The sequence below is a fragment of the Streptomyces sp. NPDC003023 genome (assembly GCF_042888225.1).
In the GTDB taxonomy this organism is placed as follows: Bacteria; Actinomycetota; Actinomycetes; order Streptomycetales; family Streptomycetaceae; genus Streptomyces.
Genome location: NZ_JBIAPL010000003.1, coordinates 121,997 through 135,734 on the forward strand (window position 1 = coordinate 121,997; position 13,738 = coordinate 135,734).

The 13,738-nt window shown below is 69.5% G+C and carries 12 protein-coding genes; 5 read left to right on the plus strand and 7 right to left on the minus strand.

Annotation, left to right across the window (positions count from 1 at the left end):
* Positions 1–123 precede the first annotated feature (123 nt).
* Complete coding sequence (locus ACFYV1_RS12345) at positions 124–2,358, minus strand: transglycosylase domain-containing protein (protein WP_389395407.1); 2,235 nt, start codon at positions 2,356–2,358, stop codon at positions 124–126.
* A 258-nt stretch (positions 2,359–2,616) separates the two neighbouring features.
* Between ACFYV1_RS12345 and ACFYV1_RS12350 the strand changes: the two genes are divergently transcribed.
* Both ACFYV1_RS12350 and ACFYV1_RS12355 read left to right on the plus strand, forming a co-directional pair.
* Positions 2,617–3,567, plus strand: coding sequence for an SPFH domain-containing protein (locus tag ACFYV1_RS12350; RefSeq protein WP_389395408.1), 951 nt, complete (start codon positions 2,617–2,619; stop codon positions 3,565–3,567).
* Positions 3,564–3,812: a hypothetical protein gene (locus ACFYV1_RS12355; RefSeq protein WP_389395409.1), complete on the plus strand. Its 249-nt coding sequence runs from the start codon at positions 3,564–3,566 to the stop codon at positions 3,810–3,812. The genes ACFYV1_RS12350 and ACFYV1_RS12355 overlap by 4 nt, the downstream gene beginning before the upstream one ends.
* A 264-nt stretch (positions 3,813–4,076) precedes the next feature.
* Here the strand turns inward: ACFYV1_RS12355 and ACFYV1_RS12360 are convergent, their stop codons facing one another.
* The gene (locus tag ACFYV1_RS12360) at positions 4,077–5,021 is read right to left on the minus strand and encodes a LysR substrate-binding domain-containing protein (RefSeq protein WP_389395410.1); all 945 of its coding nucleotides are present in this window, start codon (positions 5,019–5,021) and stop codon (positions 4,077–4,079) included.
* Between the two features lie 131 nt (positions 5,022–5,152).
* Here ACFYV1_RS12360 and ACFYV1_RS12365 point away from each other — a divergent pair, with 131 nt between their 5' ends.
* Positions 5,153–5,707 (plus strand): peroxiredoxin, encoded by a 555-nt coding sequence (locus ACFYV1_RS12365; RefSeq protein WP_389395411.1) that lies wholly within the window; start codon positions 5,153–5,155, stop codon positions 5,705–5,707.
* A gap of 3 nt (positions 5,708–5,710) precedes the next feature.
* Positions 5,711–6,244, plus strand: coding sequence for an alkyl hydroperoxide reductase (locus ACFYV1_RS12370; protein WP_389395412.1), 534 nt, complete (start codon positions 5,711–5,713; stop codon positions 6,242–6,244).
* A 136-nt stretch (positions 6,245–6,380) separates the two neighbouring features.
* On the opposite strand, the gene ACFYV1_RS12375 is transcribed toward ACFYV1_RS12370, so the two are convergent.
* From ACFYV1_RS12375 to ACFYV1_RS12395, 5 genes are all read right to left on the minus strand, one after another.
* Positions 6,381–7,124 (minus strand): hypothetical protein, encoded by a 744-nt coding sequence (locus tag ACFYV1_RS12375; RefSeq protein WP_389395413.1) that lies wholly within the window; start codon positions 7,122–7,124, stop codon positions 6,381–6,383.
* The gene (locus tag ACFYV1_RS12380) at positions 7,121–8,461 is read right to left on the minus strand and encodes an AI-2E family transporter (protein WP_389395414.1); all 1,341 of its coding nucleotides are present in this window, start codon (positions 8,459–8,461) and stop codon (positions 7,121–7,123) included. Before ACFYV1_RS12380 ends, ACFYV1_RS12375 begins: the two co-directional genes overlap by 4 nt.
* A 155-nt stretch (positions 8,462–8,616) precedes the next feature.
* Positions 8,617–9,306, minus strand: coding sequence for a lytic transglycosylase domain-containing protein (locus ACFYV1_RS12385; protein WP_389395415.1), 690 nt, complete (start codon positions 9,304–9,306; stop codon positions 8,617–8,619).
* A 420-nt stretch (positions 9,307–9,726) separates the two neighbouring features.
* Positions 9,727–11,049 carry a PhoH family protein gene (locus tag ACFYV1_RS12390; RefSeq protein WP_389395416.1) on the minus strand — a complete coding sequence of 441 codons (1,323 nt, stop codon included), beginning with the start codon at positions 11,047–11,049 and terminating at the stop codon, positions 9,727–9,729.
* A gap of 740 nt (positions 11,050–11,789) precedes the next feature.
* Entirely contained in the window at positions 11,790–12,551 is a 762-nt protein-coding gene (locus ACFYV1_RS12395; protein WP_389395417.1) for an isoprenyl transferase, read from the minus strand.
* 107 nt (positions 12,552–12,658) lie between these two features.
* On the opposite strand from ACFYV1_RS12395, the gene mgrA reads away from it, so the two are divergent.
* Positions 12,659–13,696, plus strand: a complete 1,038-nt coding sequence (gene mgrA, locus ACFYV1_RS12400; RefSeq protein ID WP_389395418.1) for an L-glyceraldehyde 3-phosphate reductase — start codon at positions 12,659–12,661, stop codon at positions 13,694–13,696.
* Positions 13,697–13,738 lie beyond the last annotated feature (42 nt).

Here is a 13,738-nt window from a genome sequence, read left to right on the forward strand (position 1 = left end):
CGGGCCCCCGGCCCGGTGGGCGGCGGGGGGGGGCCCCCCCCCCCCCCCGGGGGGGCCCCCCCCGGGGGGGGGGGGGGGGCGCCCGCCGCCGTGTCGGTCGTTGACCGCCGTCGTTCCCGGGGCTCAGGGTTCGAGCGGGCGGCGGTCCTGGTCCCTGTCCGCCTCGCCGTCACCCGTCTCGACCGGGGGTGTGAACGTCCCGGTCGGCGGCGTGATGGTCGCCGTCTCCGTCGGGTCGCCCGTCGGCGTCGGGTCCGCGGTCTCCGTCTCGGTCTCGGTCGGCGTCGGGTCCGCGGTCTCGGTCTCGGTCTCGGTCGGCGTCGGGTCCGCCGTCTCGGTCTCGGTCTCGGTCGGCGTCGGGTCCGGTTCCGGGCTCGCGATCTCCGCCACGTCCAGGTCGAACTCGGCGTCCGATCCGCCGTTCAGCGCGCCGAGGGTGTAGTCGGCCCAGATCCTGGCGGGGAAGCCGCCGCCGTTGGCCCGCCCGGCCTGGGCGGTGCCTGTGAGGGAGACCTGACCGCTGCCCTTCTCGGGGGGCGTCTCGCCGAACAGGGCCACCACCGTGGCGAGTTCCGGCGTGTACCCGGCGAACCAGGCGGACTTGTTGTTCTCCGAGGTACCGGTCTTGCCCGCCGCCTCGTACGCACTCGACTTCGCGGCGATGCCGGAGCCGCTCTTCACCACGCCCGTGAGGCCCGCGGTCACTGTGTCGGCCGTCTCGCGGCTGATCACCTGGCTGCCGATGCCCTGCTGGACCTCGAGCTCGCGGTCCTTGTGCTCGGCCTTGGCGACGATGGTCGGGGTGACCTTCTTGCCGTGGTTGTCGAGGGTCGCGTAGACACCGGCCATGTCCCATGTCGAGGCGCCCATGGTGCCCAGCGCGATCGACGGCCGCTCGGGGAAGTTCTTGTCCGGGACGCCCATCTCGAGCGCCGTCTCCTTCACTTCGCCGAGGCCGACGTCGACGGCCATCTGCGCGAAGGCGGAGTTGATGGACCGGTTGAGCGACGTCTGGACGGTCACGTCACCGTAGCTCTTGTTGAGGTCGTTCTGCGGCGCGAAGGGGACGTCGCTGCCCACGACCGGGCGTTTGCTGGTGCCGTCGTAGACCGTGTTCAGGCCGATCGGGTCGCCGTCCTGGGTCTCGGAACCGTTCTCCAGGGCGGAGGCGAACACGACGGGCTTGAACGTGGAGGCGGGCTGGTAGTCACGGCGGGTGGCGTTGGACACCCAGTGCTCGGTGGCGCTCACCCCGCCGTAGAGGGCGACGACCTTCCCCGTCTTCGGATCGACGGAGGTGGCGCCCGCCTGCACGGTGGCGTCCACGGCGTTGCCCTTGCGGTCCAGCTCGTCCTCGAGCTGCTTCTTGACCGCGGCCTCCAGCTCCTTCTGGCGCTTGGAGTCGATGTTCAGGGTGATCGTCCAGCCGCCGGCCTCGAGGTCGCTCTCGTCGAGCCCCTGCCGGGTCAGCTCGGCCTTGGCCGCCTCGACGATGTAGCCGGCCTGGCCGCTGAGGCCCGAAGGCGCCTTCGGCTCACCGGGGGTGGGGAACTTCAGGCCGTCACGGGTGCCCTTGTCGAGCCAGCTCTCCTCGACCATGTTGTTCAGCACGTAGTTCCAGCGGTTGGTCACCGTCTCCTTGGTCTCGTCGGAGGCGACGGCCCAGTCGTAGGTGCTGGGGGACTGGACGAGCGCGGCGAGGTAGGCGCCCTGGGCGACGTTCAGCTTCGCGGCGTCGATTCCGTAGTACGCCTGGGAGGCGGCCTGGATTCCGTAAGCGCCGCGACCGAAGTAGCTGGTGTTCAGGTAACCGGCGAGGATCTCGCTCTTCTCCGAGTTCCGGTCCACCTTCAGCGAGATCACCAGCTCCTTGAGCTTGCGGGTGATCGTCCGGTCCTGGGTCAGGTAGTAGTTCTTGACGTACTGCTGGGTGATGGTCGAGCCACCCTGCTTGCCCTGGCCGGTGACGGTGTTCTTCAGGCCGCGCAGAGTGCCCTTGATGTCGACGCCCGAGTCCTCGAAGAAGGTCTTGTTCTCGGCCGCGACGAAGGCGTACTGGACGTCCTTGGGGATCTTGTCCAGGCCGACGATCTCACGGTTCACCTCGCCGGTACGGGCGAGGATCGTGCCGTCGCTGTACTTGTAGACGTTGCTCTGCTGCTTGGCCTGGGCGTTGGCCGCGGGGACCGGGACCAGCATGTAGGCCACGAAGAACGCGCCCATCGCCAGCAGACACAGACCGAGGAACGTGCCGAGGATCTTCTTGAACGTGAAGAAGCGGCGTATGCCCGAGGGCCCGGTTTTCTTCGCCCGGCGCGCACCGCGCTGCCGGGCCTGTCGCGCTTCCGCTCGGCCCATCGCTTCGTCGCTCCGCTCTGTCGGTCTGTCGTCTTCTGTCCGGAACCGGCCCGGAACCAGCTCAGAAAGCTAACACCGGACACGCAGACAAAGAGGCATCGATCCGCCCTTTTCCGGACGTGAGAATCAGCACCTTGTCTCAAGGGAACCGACTCACGAGAGGCGCTCAGGGTTGCGGCATGCGTTAAAGTGATATCACTCTGCTAGAGGTAGAGATTGCGACGAGACGGCGCCACAGACGCGGAAACGGGGACTCCCATGCCTGTCACCAGCACTTTCGAGCACCACAAGGACGGAACGGCGGACGTTCCCGAGATGCCTCGGCCGCAGGTGCGCGAGTTCACCGCCCGCAGCATCGGAGGCGGCCTCGCCCTCCTGCTCGGTCTGATCGGACTGGTCGCGGGCGTGGGGCTCCTCATCGGCGCGACGTCGGTCGACTCCACCGCGGCCAAGGCCGTGCTGATCCCCGCCGGCATCGTGATCGGCCTCGCGGCGTTCCTCGCCATGAGCGGGCTGAACATGGTCGCGCCGGGCGAGGCGAGGGTGGTCCAGCTGTTCGGCCGCTACCGCGGCACGATCCGCACGGACGGACTGCGCTGGGTCAACCCGCTCACCTCACGGACCAAGATCTCGACCCGCGTGCGCAACCACGAGACGGCCGTACTGAAGGTCAACGACGCGTACGGCAACCCCATCGAGCTCGCCGCGGTGGTGGTGTGGAAGGTCGAGGACACCGCCCAGGCGATGTTCGAGGTGGACGACTTCCTCGAGTTCGTCTCCACGCAGACCGAGGCCGCCGTCCGGCACATCGCCATCGAGTACCCGTACGACGCCCACGACGAGGACGGTCTGTCACTGCGCGGCAACGCGGAGGAGATCACGGAGAAGCTCGCCGTCGAGCTGCACGCCCGCGTCGAGGCGGCCGGCGTGCACATCATCGAATCCCGCTTCACGCACCTCGCCTACGCGCCCGAGATCGCCTCCGCGATGCTGCAGCGCCAGCAGGCGGGCGCGGTCGTGGCCGCCAGGCGCCAGATCGTCGACGGCGCCGTGGGCATGGTCGAGGCGGCGCTCGCCCGGATCGCCGAACAGGGCATCGTCGAGCTGGACTCCGAGCGCAAGGCGGCGATGGTGTCCAACCTGATGGTGGTGCTCTGCGGCGACCGCTCGGCCCAGCCGGTCCTCAACACGGGCACGCTCTACCAGTGACCCCGCCGCCTCCCCCGGAACGCAAGCAGGTCCTGCTGCGGCTGGACCCCGCGGTGTACGAGGCGCTGGCCAGGTGGGCGGGTGACGAGCTGCGCAGCGCGAACGCGCAGATCGAGTTCCTGCTGCGCAGGGCACTGGCCGATGCGGGACGGCTGCCGGGAGGTACGCGGCCGATCGCCCGGCGCGGCCGCCCCCCGAAGGCACCGCCGGCGGACCCGGGCGGCCCCGGGGACGCCCAGCCGTAGGCGGCAGCGGCCCTCCATGAGGGGGCCGCAAGCAGCAGCGGCCCCGTGTGGTGCCCACGGGGCCGCCCCCTACCCGCTGTCGGCTCGTCGCGGGGTGAGCGGCGTCCCGGATTTGTCGCGGGACGGCCTCTCCGGACGAGGTGGACACCACCGATGCGCCCCTCCTCGACAGGGATCACCATGACACCACCGAACTCCCCGCCGGGACACAGCGCATAGAGGCACGGACCCGGCGCGGAGCGGAGACCTCGGCCGCGTGGCCCCTCAGTCGGCCACCCGCACGGGAAGCGTCCGCATCGCCTCCCGCAGCGCTTCCGCGAACTCCTCGAACTCGCCGCCGCGCGCCGCCCCCGCCCGCATCGCCAGGGCGATGCGGCGCGACGGGGCCGGGTCCGCGAACCAGCCGGTCTGGAGACGGCCCGCACGGCCCGTCTCGACATCGACCGCCGTGCGCGGCAGCAGCGTGACGCCAAGGCCGCCCGCGACGAGCTGGACCAGAGTGGCCAGGCCGGCGGCCGTCGTGGTCACCGGGGCACCCTCCGTGCGACCCGCCTCACGGCAGATGTCGAGTGCCTGGTCACGCAGGCAGTGCCCCTCGTCGAGCAGCAGCAGATGCAACTCGCGCAGCGCCTGGCGCGGGATGTCGTGGCGGCCGCCGAGCCAGTGGTCCTCCGGTGTGACGAGCACGAAGTCCTCGTCGAAGAGGGGTAGTTCGGTGACACCGGGCACGCCCAGCGGCACGGCGAGCAGCAGCAGGTCCAGCCGCCCCGCGGCCAGCCCCTCCAGCAGGGAGGACGTCTGCTCCTCGTGGACCTGGAGGTCCAGCTCCGGATAGCGCTCGTGGACCAGCCTGAGCACCGTCGGCAGCAGATAGGGCGCGACCGTCGGGATCACCCCGAGACGGAGCACACCGGTGAACGGCGCCCGTACCGCCTCCGCCTCCTCCATCAGCGCGCCGACCGCGTCCAGCACCGCCTTGGCGCGGACGGCGAGCCGTTCACCCGCCGGGGAGAGCAGCACCTTGCGGGTCGTACGCTCGAGAAGCTGGACACCCAGTGCCTCCTCGAGCGCCGAGACCGAGCCGGAGAGCGCCGGCTGACTCATCCCGATTGCCGCCGCCGCGTCCCGGAAGTGCAGATGCTCCGCCACGGCCGCGAAGGCGCGCAGCTGTGCGAGGCTCGGCTGTTTGACCCTATTTGTTGGCGCCACTGATAAGTACCTCCGATCGCGATGACCGAGTCTAGCTATTTCCGCGATCAATGCACTCTGTGCCACTATCAAGATCCGTCCAACCCCACCGGATGACCCCAAAAGGGAAGTCCTGTTTGCAAGGAGAGCGCGTGCTCACTGTCGGTGACCAGTTCCCCACGTTCGAACTCGCTGCCTGCGTCTCGCTGGAGAGCGGTAAGGAATTCGAGCAGATCAACCACAAGTCCTACGAGGGCAAGTGGAAGGTCGTCTTCGCGTGGCCCAAGGACTTCACCTTCGTCTGCCCGACCGAGATCGCCGCGTTCGGCAAGCTGAACGACGAGTTCGCCGACCGTGACGCCCAGGTCCTCGGCTTCTCCGGCGACTCCGAGTTCGTCCACCACGCCTGGCGCAAGGACCACGCCGACCTGCGTGACCTGCCCTTCCCGATGATGGCCGACTCGAAGCACGAGCTGATGCGCGACCTCGGCATCGAGGGCGAAGACGGCTTCGCGCAGCGCGCCGTCTTCATCGTGGACCCGAACAACGAGATCCAGTTCACGATGGTGACCGCCGGCTCCGTCGGCCGTAACCCCAAGGAGGTCCTGCGGGTCCTGGACGCCCTGCAGACCGACGAGCTGTGCCCGTGCAACTGGACCAAGGGCGAGAACACCCTCGACCCGGTCGCGCTCCTGGCCGGTGAGTGATCCATGGCCCTCGACGAGCTGAAGGCCGCCATACCGGACTATGCCAAGGACCTGAAGCTGAACCTCGGCTCGGTCATCGGCAACAGTGACCTTCCCCAGCAGCAGCTGTGGGGCACCGTCCTGGCCTGTGCGATCGCCTCGCGCTCGCCGCGGGTGCTGCGCGAGCTGGAGCCGGAGGCAAAGGCGAACCTCGGGCCCGAGGCCTACACCGCCGCCAAGTCGGCCGCCGCCGTCATGGCGATGAACAACGTCTTCTACCGGACCCGGCACCTGCTGTCGGACCCCGAGTACGGGACGCTGCGCGCCGGTCTGCGGATGAACGTCATCGGCAACCCCGGCGTGGAGAAGGTCGACTTCGAGCTGTGGTCGCTCGCCGTCTCCGCCATCAACGGCTGCGGCCAGTGCCTCGACTCCCACGAGCAGGTGCTCCGCAAGGCCGGTGTGGACCGCGAGACGATCCAGGAGGCCGTCAAGATCGCCGCGGTGATCCAGGCCGTGGGCACCACGCTGGACGCAGAGGCCGTCATGGCCGAGTAGTACGCGGCCGCGGACATGTGAGAAGCCCCCTCCGACCCGTTCCCGGGTCGGAGGGGGCTTCTGCGTGTGCGTCCGGTGCGCTCGGGGCGCTCCTGGCCCGCTCCCGGTCCCGCTCCTGCTCTGGGCGCGGCGAACCTCAGCCCTTCGTCCGCAACGCGACCATCAGTGCCTCGATGTCCGCCGCCAGCAGCGGTTCGACATCGGTCAGGTCGACCGTCCGCTCTCCGGAGTCCACGTCCGGGTAGCTGGACAAGGACATCGTGATCACCGCCTGGCCGTCCAGTACCTCCAGGACCACGCTGGTGGAGTCGCGGACGACGTACGCCCGCTCGCCCAGCCCGTCGACCTGCCGGACCGTGCTCCCCGCGCCGGGGTACTCATGACGAGCGGCGACGTCCCCCGCGAACTCGGGTCCGGGGTCGGTCTTCTTGTGCAGCCGGTACCCGACCGACACCTCGGGCAGTGCCCCCAGTTCGTTCCCGTCCTCGTCCACCGGGATCTCGTAGCCCGTCGGTCTGAGAGCCAAGTAGCAGGACGCGTCCTCGAGGGTCTCGTGTTCGCTGACCGCCGCCGTCCCCTCTCCTTCACGCCCGCCGATCGCCGAGGACAAGGTCTTCAACTCGGCGTCCACGCAGAGATTGCGGCTCGTCCGGTAGCCGCCGAGGTCCGGGGCGGCGGACATGTACGCGTACAGCCCGCCCGCCCACACCACCGACGCGACGGCCGCCCCGCCGAGGGCCCACAGCCACGCGGGGCGGGCCGGGCGCGCGGCGGCCGGGGGGTCGCCGGCCGCCATCACCTCGTCGGGGGGCGGGCGCTGCCCCGGGAGTTCGGCCGCGCCGAAGTGGCCCTCCGGCACCATCTCGGGCTCGGAGATCACCGCTGTTCCTCCGCCGCAGGAGGCTTCGCGGGCCCCTCCTGAGCCGGCGCGGCCGCCGCGTCGAGGGACGTCGAACCGTGCGGCGGCGGCGAGTGCCGCAACGCCTGTTCCCTGCCGTACACGTTCAGATAGCCGACCACCGTGTTGGTCACGGCGACCAGCGGAACGGCGACCACCGCGCCGCCGATTCCGGCGACCAGACCACCGGAGGCGACGGCGAGGACCACCGCGAGCGGATGCACCCGCACCGCGCGGCCCAGGATGAAGGGCTGCAGCACATGGCCTTCGATCTGCTGTACGGCGAGGACCACGAGCAGCACCATCAGCGCCGTGAACACGCCCTGGGTGACCAGCGCGACGACGACCGCGAGAGCCCCGGAGACCACCGCGCCGACGAGCGGGATGAAGGCGAAGAGGAAGATGAACACGGCCAGCGGCACGGCCAGCGGGACCTCGAGGAAGTAGATCCCCAGACCGATGAAGATCGCGTCGATCAGAGCGACTATCACGGTGCCCCGCACATACGCGGTCAGTGTCCGCCAGGCACGCGGGCCGGCTCCCGCGACTCCGGGACGGGCCTGCGCGGGGACGAGCTTCAGCACCCACTGCCACACCCGCTTGCCGTCGTACAGCAGGAACAGCGTGGAGAACATCGCCAGCAGTATCCCGGTGAGCACCTCGACCATCACGGTCACGCCCTGGAGACCGGCGGAGGTGATCTCCTCCGTGTTGGTGCCGATCGTGTCGCTGAGGTTCTCCGCGATGTCGTTGATCTGACTTTCCGTCACATGGAACGGACTGTCCAGCAGCCAGCGCTTGAGCTCGTCGATGCCGTCCCTGACCCGGTCGGAGAGGTTGTCGAGGTTCTCCATGACCTGCCAGACCACGAACCAGCCGACCAGGCCCATGATGACGAAGCCGAGGATCGCCGTCACCGCGGTGGCCAGGCCACGCGGCAGGCCCAGCCTGCGCAGCCGGGCGACGGTGGGCTGGAGCATCGCGGTGACCAGCAGGGCGGCCACGAAGGCCAGCACCACCAGCTGCACGGAGCTGATGGCACGCATCAACACCCAGAGCGTGCCCGCCAGTACGAGCAGCCGCCAGCCCGCCTCGGCCGCGACCCGGATGCCCCAGGGGATGGCGGCGACGGGGTCGGGCTTCGCCGCGACGGCGGGGGCGTACGCGGGCGGCGGCGGAACGGTGTCGGGAGGCGGCAGGGCACCGGGCAGATCATCGCGGGAATCCGCCCCGTCGTCGCCGCGGCGCTCGTTCAGGCGCTCTCCCATCCGGGTCAGCTCGGCGCCCATTCGGCCGAGCCATCCTGGAACCTTCGACATGATGCTTTCCTCTTCCCCCATACTCGCCCCCTGCGCCTGGGGGCCGCGGATGGTGCCCCCACCCGGCCGGAATCCGACCGTACACGCACGGAGCCCCTCACCGTAGGACGGTGAGGGGCTCCGGGAAGTTGAGCGACTGTCCGACTGCTGCCGGACTAGTACCAGTGGTTGGCCTGCCAGAACGACCAGGCACCGCACGGGCTGCCGTAGCGGCTGTCCATGTAGTTCAGGCCCCACTTGATCTGGGTGGCCGGGTTGGTCTGCCAGTCGGCTCCGGCGGACGACATCTTGGAGCCGGGCAGCGCCTGCACCAGGCCGTACGCGCCTGAAGACGGGTTCTGCGCCTGGTAGTTCCAGGTCGACTCGTGGTTCACGATGTTGCTGAAGCACTGGAACTGGTCGGCGGGCACCATCTGGCGTGCCATCGCCTTGACTTCGGCGACCGTGTAGGACGCCTGCGCGGAGAAGCTGGACGCGTCGCGGACGGCGTTGCGGTTGGCCCGCTCCTCCGCCTCCTTGCGCTCCTTCTCCGCCTGCTCCGCGGCCGCCTTCTTGGTCTCCGCGGTCTTGGCGGCCTGGATGCGGGCCGACTCCTCGGCGGACTTCTTCGCAGCCGCGTCCGCGGCGGCGGCCTGGGCATCGGCCTGCTGCGCGAGGGACGACACCTGGATCTGGGCCTGCTCGCCCATGGGGATGTCCGCGAGGAGCGTCGTGTCGGCGGCAGTCGTCTCGAGGTTGTCGCCCGAGGGCTGAGCGTTGCCCGACGCGACGCCGACGACGGCGCCTACGGTGGTGACCGCAGTAGCCGAAGCGACTGCGAATCCCCGGACCGAGATCCGGCTCACACGGTTTCCTTCCAGCAGCACTCGCACAGGTGACCTCGCGGGCGCAATCTTGCCCCTGACGCTGGCCTCCCCACTGCTTGGGTCACGGGAGGCACGGGCCCGGTGGGCAACTCCTTCAAGGAGATGCCGCGTTGTGCTCGCGGGCGGCATGCGACGAACAGGTCTTGAGTTGTGTGTTGCTGTGCACCAGCTGTGGTGCGGTTGTGTCGCATGCGGGGCCTGACGGAAGCAAGACTCTGCCGGAAGCCGACACCGCAAGGCAATTCTTCACCGGGTGTGAAAGCTCACACCCCGTTTACGCCGGGGGTTTTGAAGGAAAGCCCGGACACCGCGACGCCGCCCGGCTAGGCTCTTGCGCTTCGCCGGGCGGCGTCAACTGACTTGCCCCATTCGCCGGATAAGCCTCCGGCGACTATCGGACTAAATGTGCCCGTCCTCCAGCATTTCGGTCACCAGTGCGGCGATCTGCGAACGCTCCGAGCGGGTGAGCGTGACGTGGGCGAAAAGCGGATGCCCCTTCAGCTTCTCCACGACGGCGACCACTCCGTCGTAGCGGCCGACGCGCAGATTGTCCCGCTGTGCCACGTCATGCGTCAGGACGACACGGGAATTCGCCCCGATACGGGACAGAACCGTCAGCAGGACGTTCCGCTCCAGCGACTGGGCCTCGTCCACGATGACGAACGCGTCGTGCAGCGAACGGCCGCGGATGTGGGTCAGCGGCAGAACCTCGAGCATGCCGCGGTTCAGGACCTCCTCGATGACCTCGCGTCCCGCCACCGCGGACAGCGTGTCGAAGACCGCCTGCGCCCAGGGGCTCATCTTCTCGGCCTCGGTGCCCGGCAGATAGCCGAGCTCCTGCCCGCCCACCGCGTACAGCGGCCTGAAGACCATCACCTTCTGGTGCTGCCTGCGCTCGAGGACCGCCTCCAGGCCCGCGCACAGCGCCAGCGCCGACTTGCCGGTGCCGGCCCGGCCGCCGAGCGAGACGATGCCGACCTCCTGGTCGAGCAGCAGATCCAGCGCGATGCGCTGCTCGGCGCTGCGGCCGTGGATGCCGAACACCTCACGGTCACCACGCACCAGACGGACGTTGCCCTCCGCCGACACACGGCCCAGCGCCTTGCCGCGCTCCGACTGCAGTACGAGACCGGTGTGCACGGGAAGCCCGGCCGCCTCCGGCACGTACAGCGTCTCCTCCCCGTACAGCAGGTCGACCTGCTCGGCCGACAGGGCCAGCTCGGTCATACCGGTCCAGCCGGCGTCGGTGATGGCGAGCTCCGCGCGGTACTCCTCCGCGAGCAGACCGACCGACGACGCCTTGATACGCAGCGGCAGGTCCTTGGACACGACCGTGACGTCGTACCCCTCCGCCTGGAGATTGCGCGCAACCGCCAGAATGCGCGAGTCGTTGTCCCCCAGCCTGAAGCCGGCCGGCAGCACGCCGGGATCCGAGTGGTTGAGCTCGACGCGCAGCGTGCCACCGAGGTCGCCGATCGGCAGAGGCGCGTCGAGACGGCCGTACCGGACCCGGAAGTCGTCCAGCAGGCGCAGCGCCTGACGGGCGAAGTAGCCGAGCTCCGGATGGTGCCTCTTGGCCTCCAACTCCGTGACCACGACGACGGGAAGCACGACCTCGTGCTCGTCGAAGCGGCTCATGGCGTTCGGATCCGCCAGCAGGACGCTGGTGTCGAGAACATAGGTGCGCCTGTCGTTCATACGGCGCTTTGTGCTGTTCACCACGGAAGGACGTACCCCCTCGGACGAGGTCGGGGTGCGACGGCGTCGCGGGCCATGGGGCCACCCGCCGAAGCGGGCGACGGGCCGGGCTCAGGCCACGATGCGCGGGCCGAGCGCCGGCCCTCCGCGTGGTCCGCACCGCTGGTGCAGTCCTTCGTGTGCAAAGGGCCTCCCGGGTGAGCGGTGTCAGCCGCTCACTGAGATACGACGTTCGTGAATCGGACGTCGACCTGAAAGGGATATGCCCTCGAACAAGTGCGGCCATGCCAAGGGGGCGGGGGCGCTGCGGTGAACAGGGGATGACGGGGGCCCTGCGTGCGGCGGTCCGGTCGTTGGGCGGCCCCTTTCGTACCGGGGTCCGCCCGGGCCCGGTACCGCGCTCCATGCGGTGTTTCGGGGGCTCCTCCCCTACGCCGGGCGGCGTGGGAGGTACCCCGGCCCACGGCCGCAGAGCCGTAGGGGGAATGGGAGACCGCCCCGCGCGGGGCGACACCGGTTCCGGGCCGAGCCAAGGACGGGAAGGGCCTCGCAGCGGCAGAACCGGCCCGGCCGGCGTTCGAGGCCGGCGTGCGGAGCGCGGTACACCGCCCGCAGGGTGTCACCGAGGTCCGGGGCCCTCCGGTTCGGGAAGGGGCGGGGTGGTGGGGTGGGGTGGTGGGGCGGGGTGGGGGTGGGGGTGGGGCGGGGTGGGGAAACGGCCCGCCGCAGGCGCCACCCGCACCCGGAGTACGTGCCCGCAGGCGTCAGGACCCGTAGCGCCGGTGCCGCGCCGCGTAGTCCCGCAGCGCACGCAAGAAGTCGACCTTACGGAAGGCCGGCCAGAAGACCTCGCAGAAGTAGTACTCGGAGTGCGCGCTCTGCCAGAGCATGAAGCCCGACAGCCGCTGCTCCCCACTCGTACGGATCACCAGATCCGGATCCGGCTGCCCCCGCGTGTAGAGGTGCTCGGAGATGTGCTCGACGTCCACGATCTCCGCGAGCTCCTCGAAGCTCGTGCCCTTCTCCGCGTGCTCGAGGAGCAGTGAGCGCACCGCGTCCGCGATCTCCTGGCGGCCGCCGTAGCCGACGGCGACGTTGACCAGTATTCCCTTCACGTCCGCCGTGGCCTGCTCGGCCTCCTTCAGCACCGTCTGCGTGTGCGCCGGGAGCAGGTCCAGCGTGCCCACGTGGTGCACGCGCCAACGGCCGTCCGCGGCCAGGTTGCGCACGGTGTTCTCGATGATGCCGAGGAGAGGGGTGAGTTCCTCCGCCGGACGGTCGAAGTTGTCCGTGGAGAGGAGCCAGAGAGTGACGACCTCGACGTCCGTCTCCGCGCACCAGCCCAGCAGCTCGGAGATCTTGTCGGCGCCGGCCTGGTGCCCCTGTGCGGCCGTGCCACCCGAGGCCTTTGCCCAGCGGCGGTTGCCGTCGAGGATCACGCCGATGTGCTTCGGCACCTGGGCATGGTCGAGGCGGCCTTCCACCCGGCGTGCGTAGAGCCCGTACACCAGGTCGCGCAGGTTCACAGTTCTTACACCCCTTTGTGCGGCAGTCCCCGAAGGCGCAACAGTACTGCGGGCCGGGCACGACGGCCCAACCCGGTGTGTCACAAGTCCGTGATAAGGAGGGAAGCGTGACTGATTCCCCCTATTACCTCGCAGACGCCGGCCGATACGAATCCATGGAGTACCGCCGCACCGGTCGCTCCGGCCTCAAGCTTCCCGCCCTGTCGCTCGGTCTCTGGCACAACTTCGGCGACGACCGGAGTCTCGACTCGCAGCGCGCGATCCTGCGCCGGGCCTTCGACCTGGGTGTGACCCACTTCGACCTGGCGAACAACTACGGCCCGCCCCCCGGGTCCGCCGAGCTCAATTTCGGCAAGATCTTCGCGCAGGACTTCGCCCCGTACCGGGACGAGCTCATCATCTCCACCAAGGCCGGCTATCTGATGCACCCCGGCCCCTACGGCGAATGGGGTTCGCGGAAGTATCTGCTCTCCTCCCTGGACGCGTCCCTGAAGCGCATGGGAGTCGACTACGTCGACATCTTCTACTCGCACCGCTTCGACCCGGGCACTCCGCTCGAGGAGACGATGGGAGCGCTCGCATCCGCCGTCCAGCAGGGCAAGGCGCTGTACGTGGGTGTCTCGTCGTACAACGCGGAGCAGACCGCGCAGGCGGCCCGGCTGCTGAAGGAGATGGGCGTCCCGGCCCTGATCCACCAGCCGTCGTACTCGATGATCAACCGCTGGATCGAGAACGACGGCCTCCTCGACACGCTGGAGAGCGCCGGCATGGGCTGCATCTCCTTCGTGCCGCTCGCGCAGGGCCTGCTCACGAACAAGTATCTGAAGGGCATCCCGGAGGGCTCCCGGGCCACCCAGGGCAAGTCCCTCGACCCGAACCTGCTCTCCGACGAGGTGGTGCGCCGGCTCCGCGGTCTCGACGGCATCGCCTCGCGCCGGGGGCAGTCGCTGGCCCAGCTGGCGATCTCGTGGGTGCTGCGCGACCCCCGGATGACGTCCGCCCTGATCGGCGCGTCGAGCGTGCGACAGCTCGACGAGAACGTCGCCGCGCTGGCCGGGGCCCCTCTGACGGACACGGAGCTGGCCGAGATCGACACCTTCGCGGTGGACACGAAGGGCACCAACATCTGGGCCGACCGGAGCTGACCCGTCCTGTCCCCGGGACAGAAAACGGGCCGGTCCGTGGGG

Excerpts from the sequence above, each read along its gene's own strand:
- ACFYV1_RS12345 (WP_389395407.1), bottom strand. The coding sequence starts at position 2,358 with ATGGGCCGAGCGGAAGCGCGACAGGCCCGGCAGCGCGGTGCGCGCCGG.
- ACFYV1_RS12350 (WP_389395408.1), top strand. The coding sequence starts at position 2,617 with ATGCCTGTCACCAGCACTTTCGAGCACCACAAGGACGGAACGGCGGAC.
- ACFYV1_RS12370 (WP_389395412.1), top strand. The coding sequence starts at position 5,711 with ATGGCCCTCGACGAGCTGAAGGCCGCCATACCGGACTATGCCAAGGAC.
- ACFYV1_RS12380 (WP_389395414.1), bottom strand. The coding sequence starts at position 8,461 with ATGTCGAAGGTTCCAGGATGGCTCGGCCGAATGGGCGCCGAGCTGACC.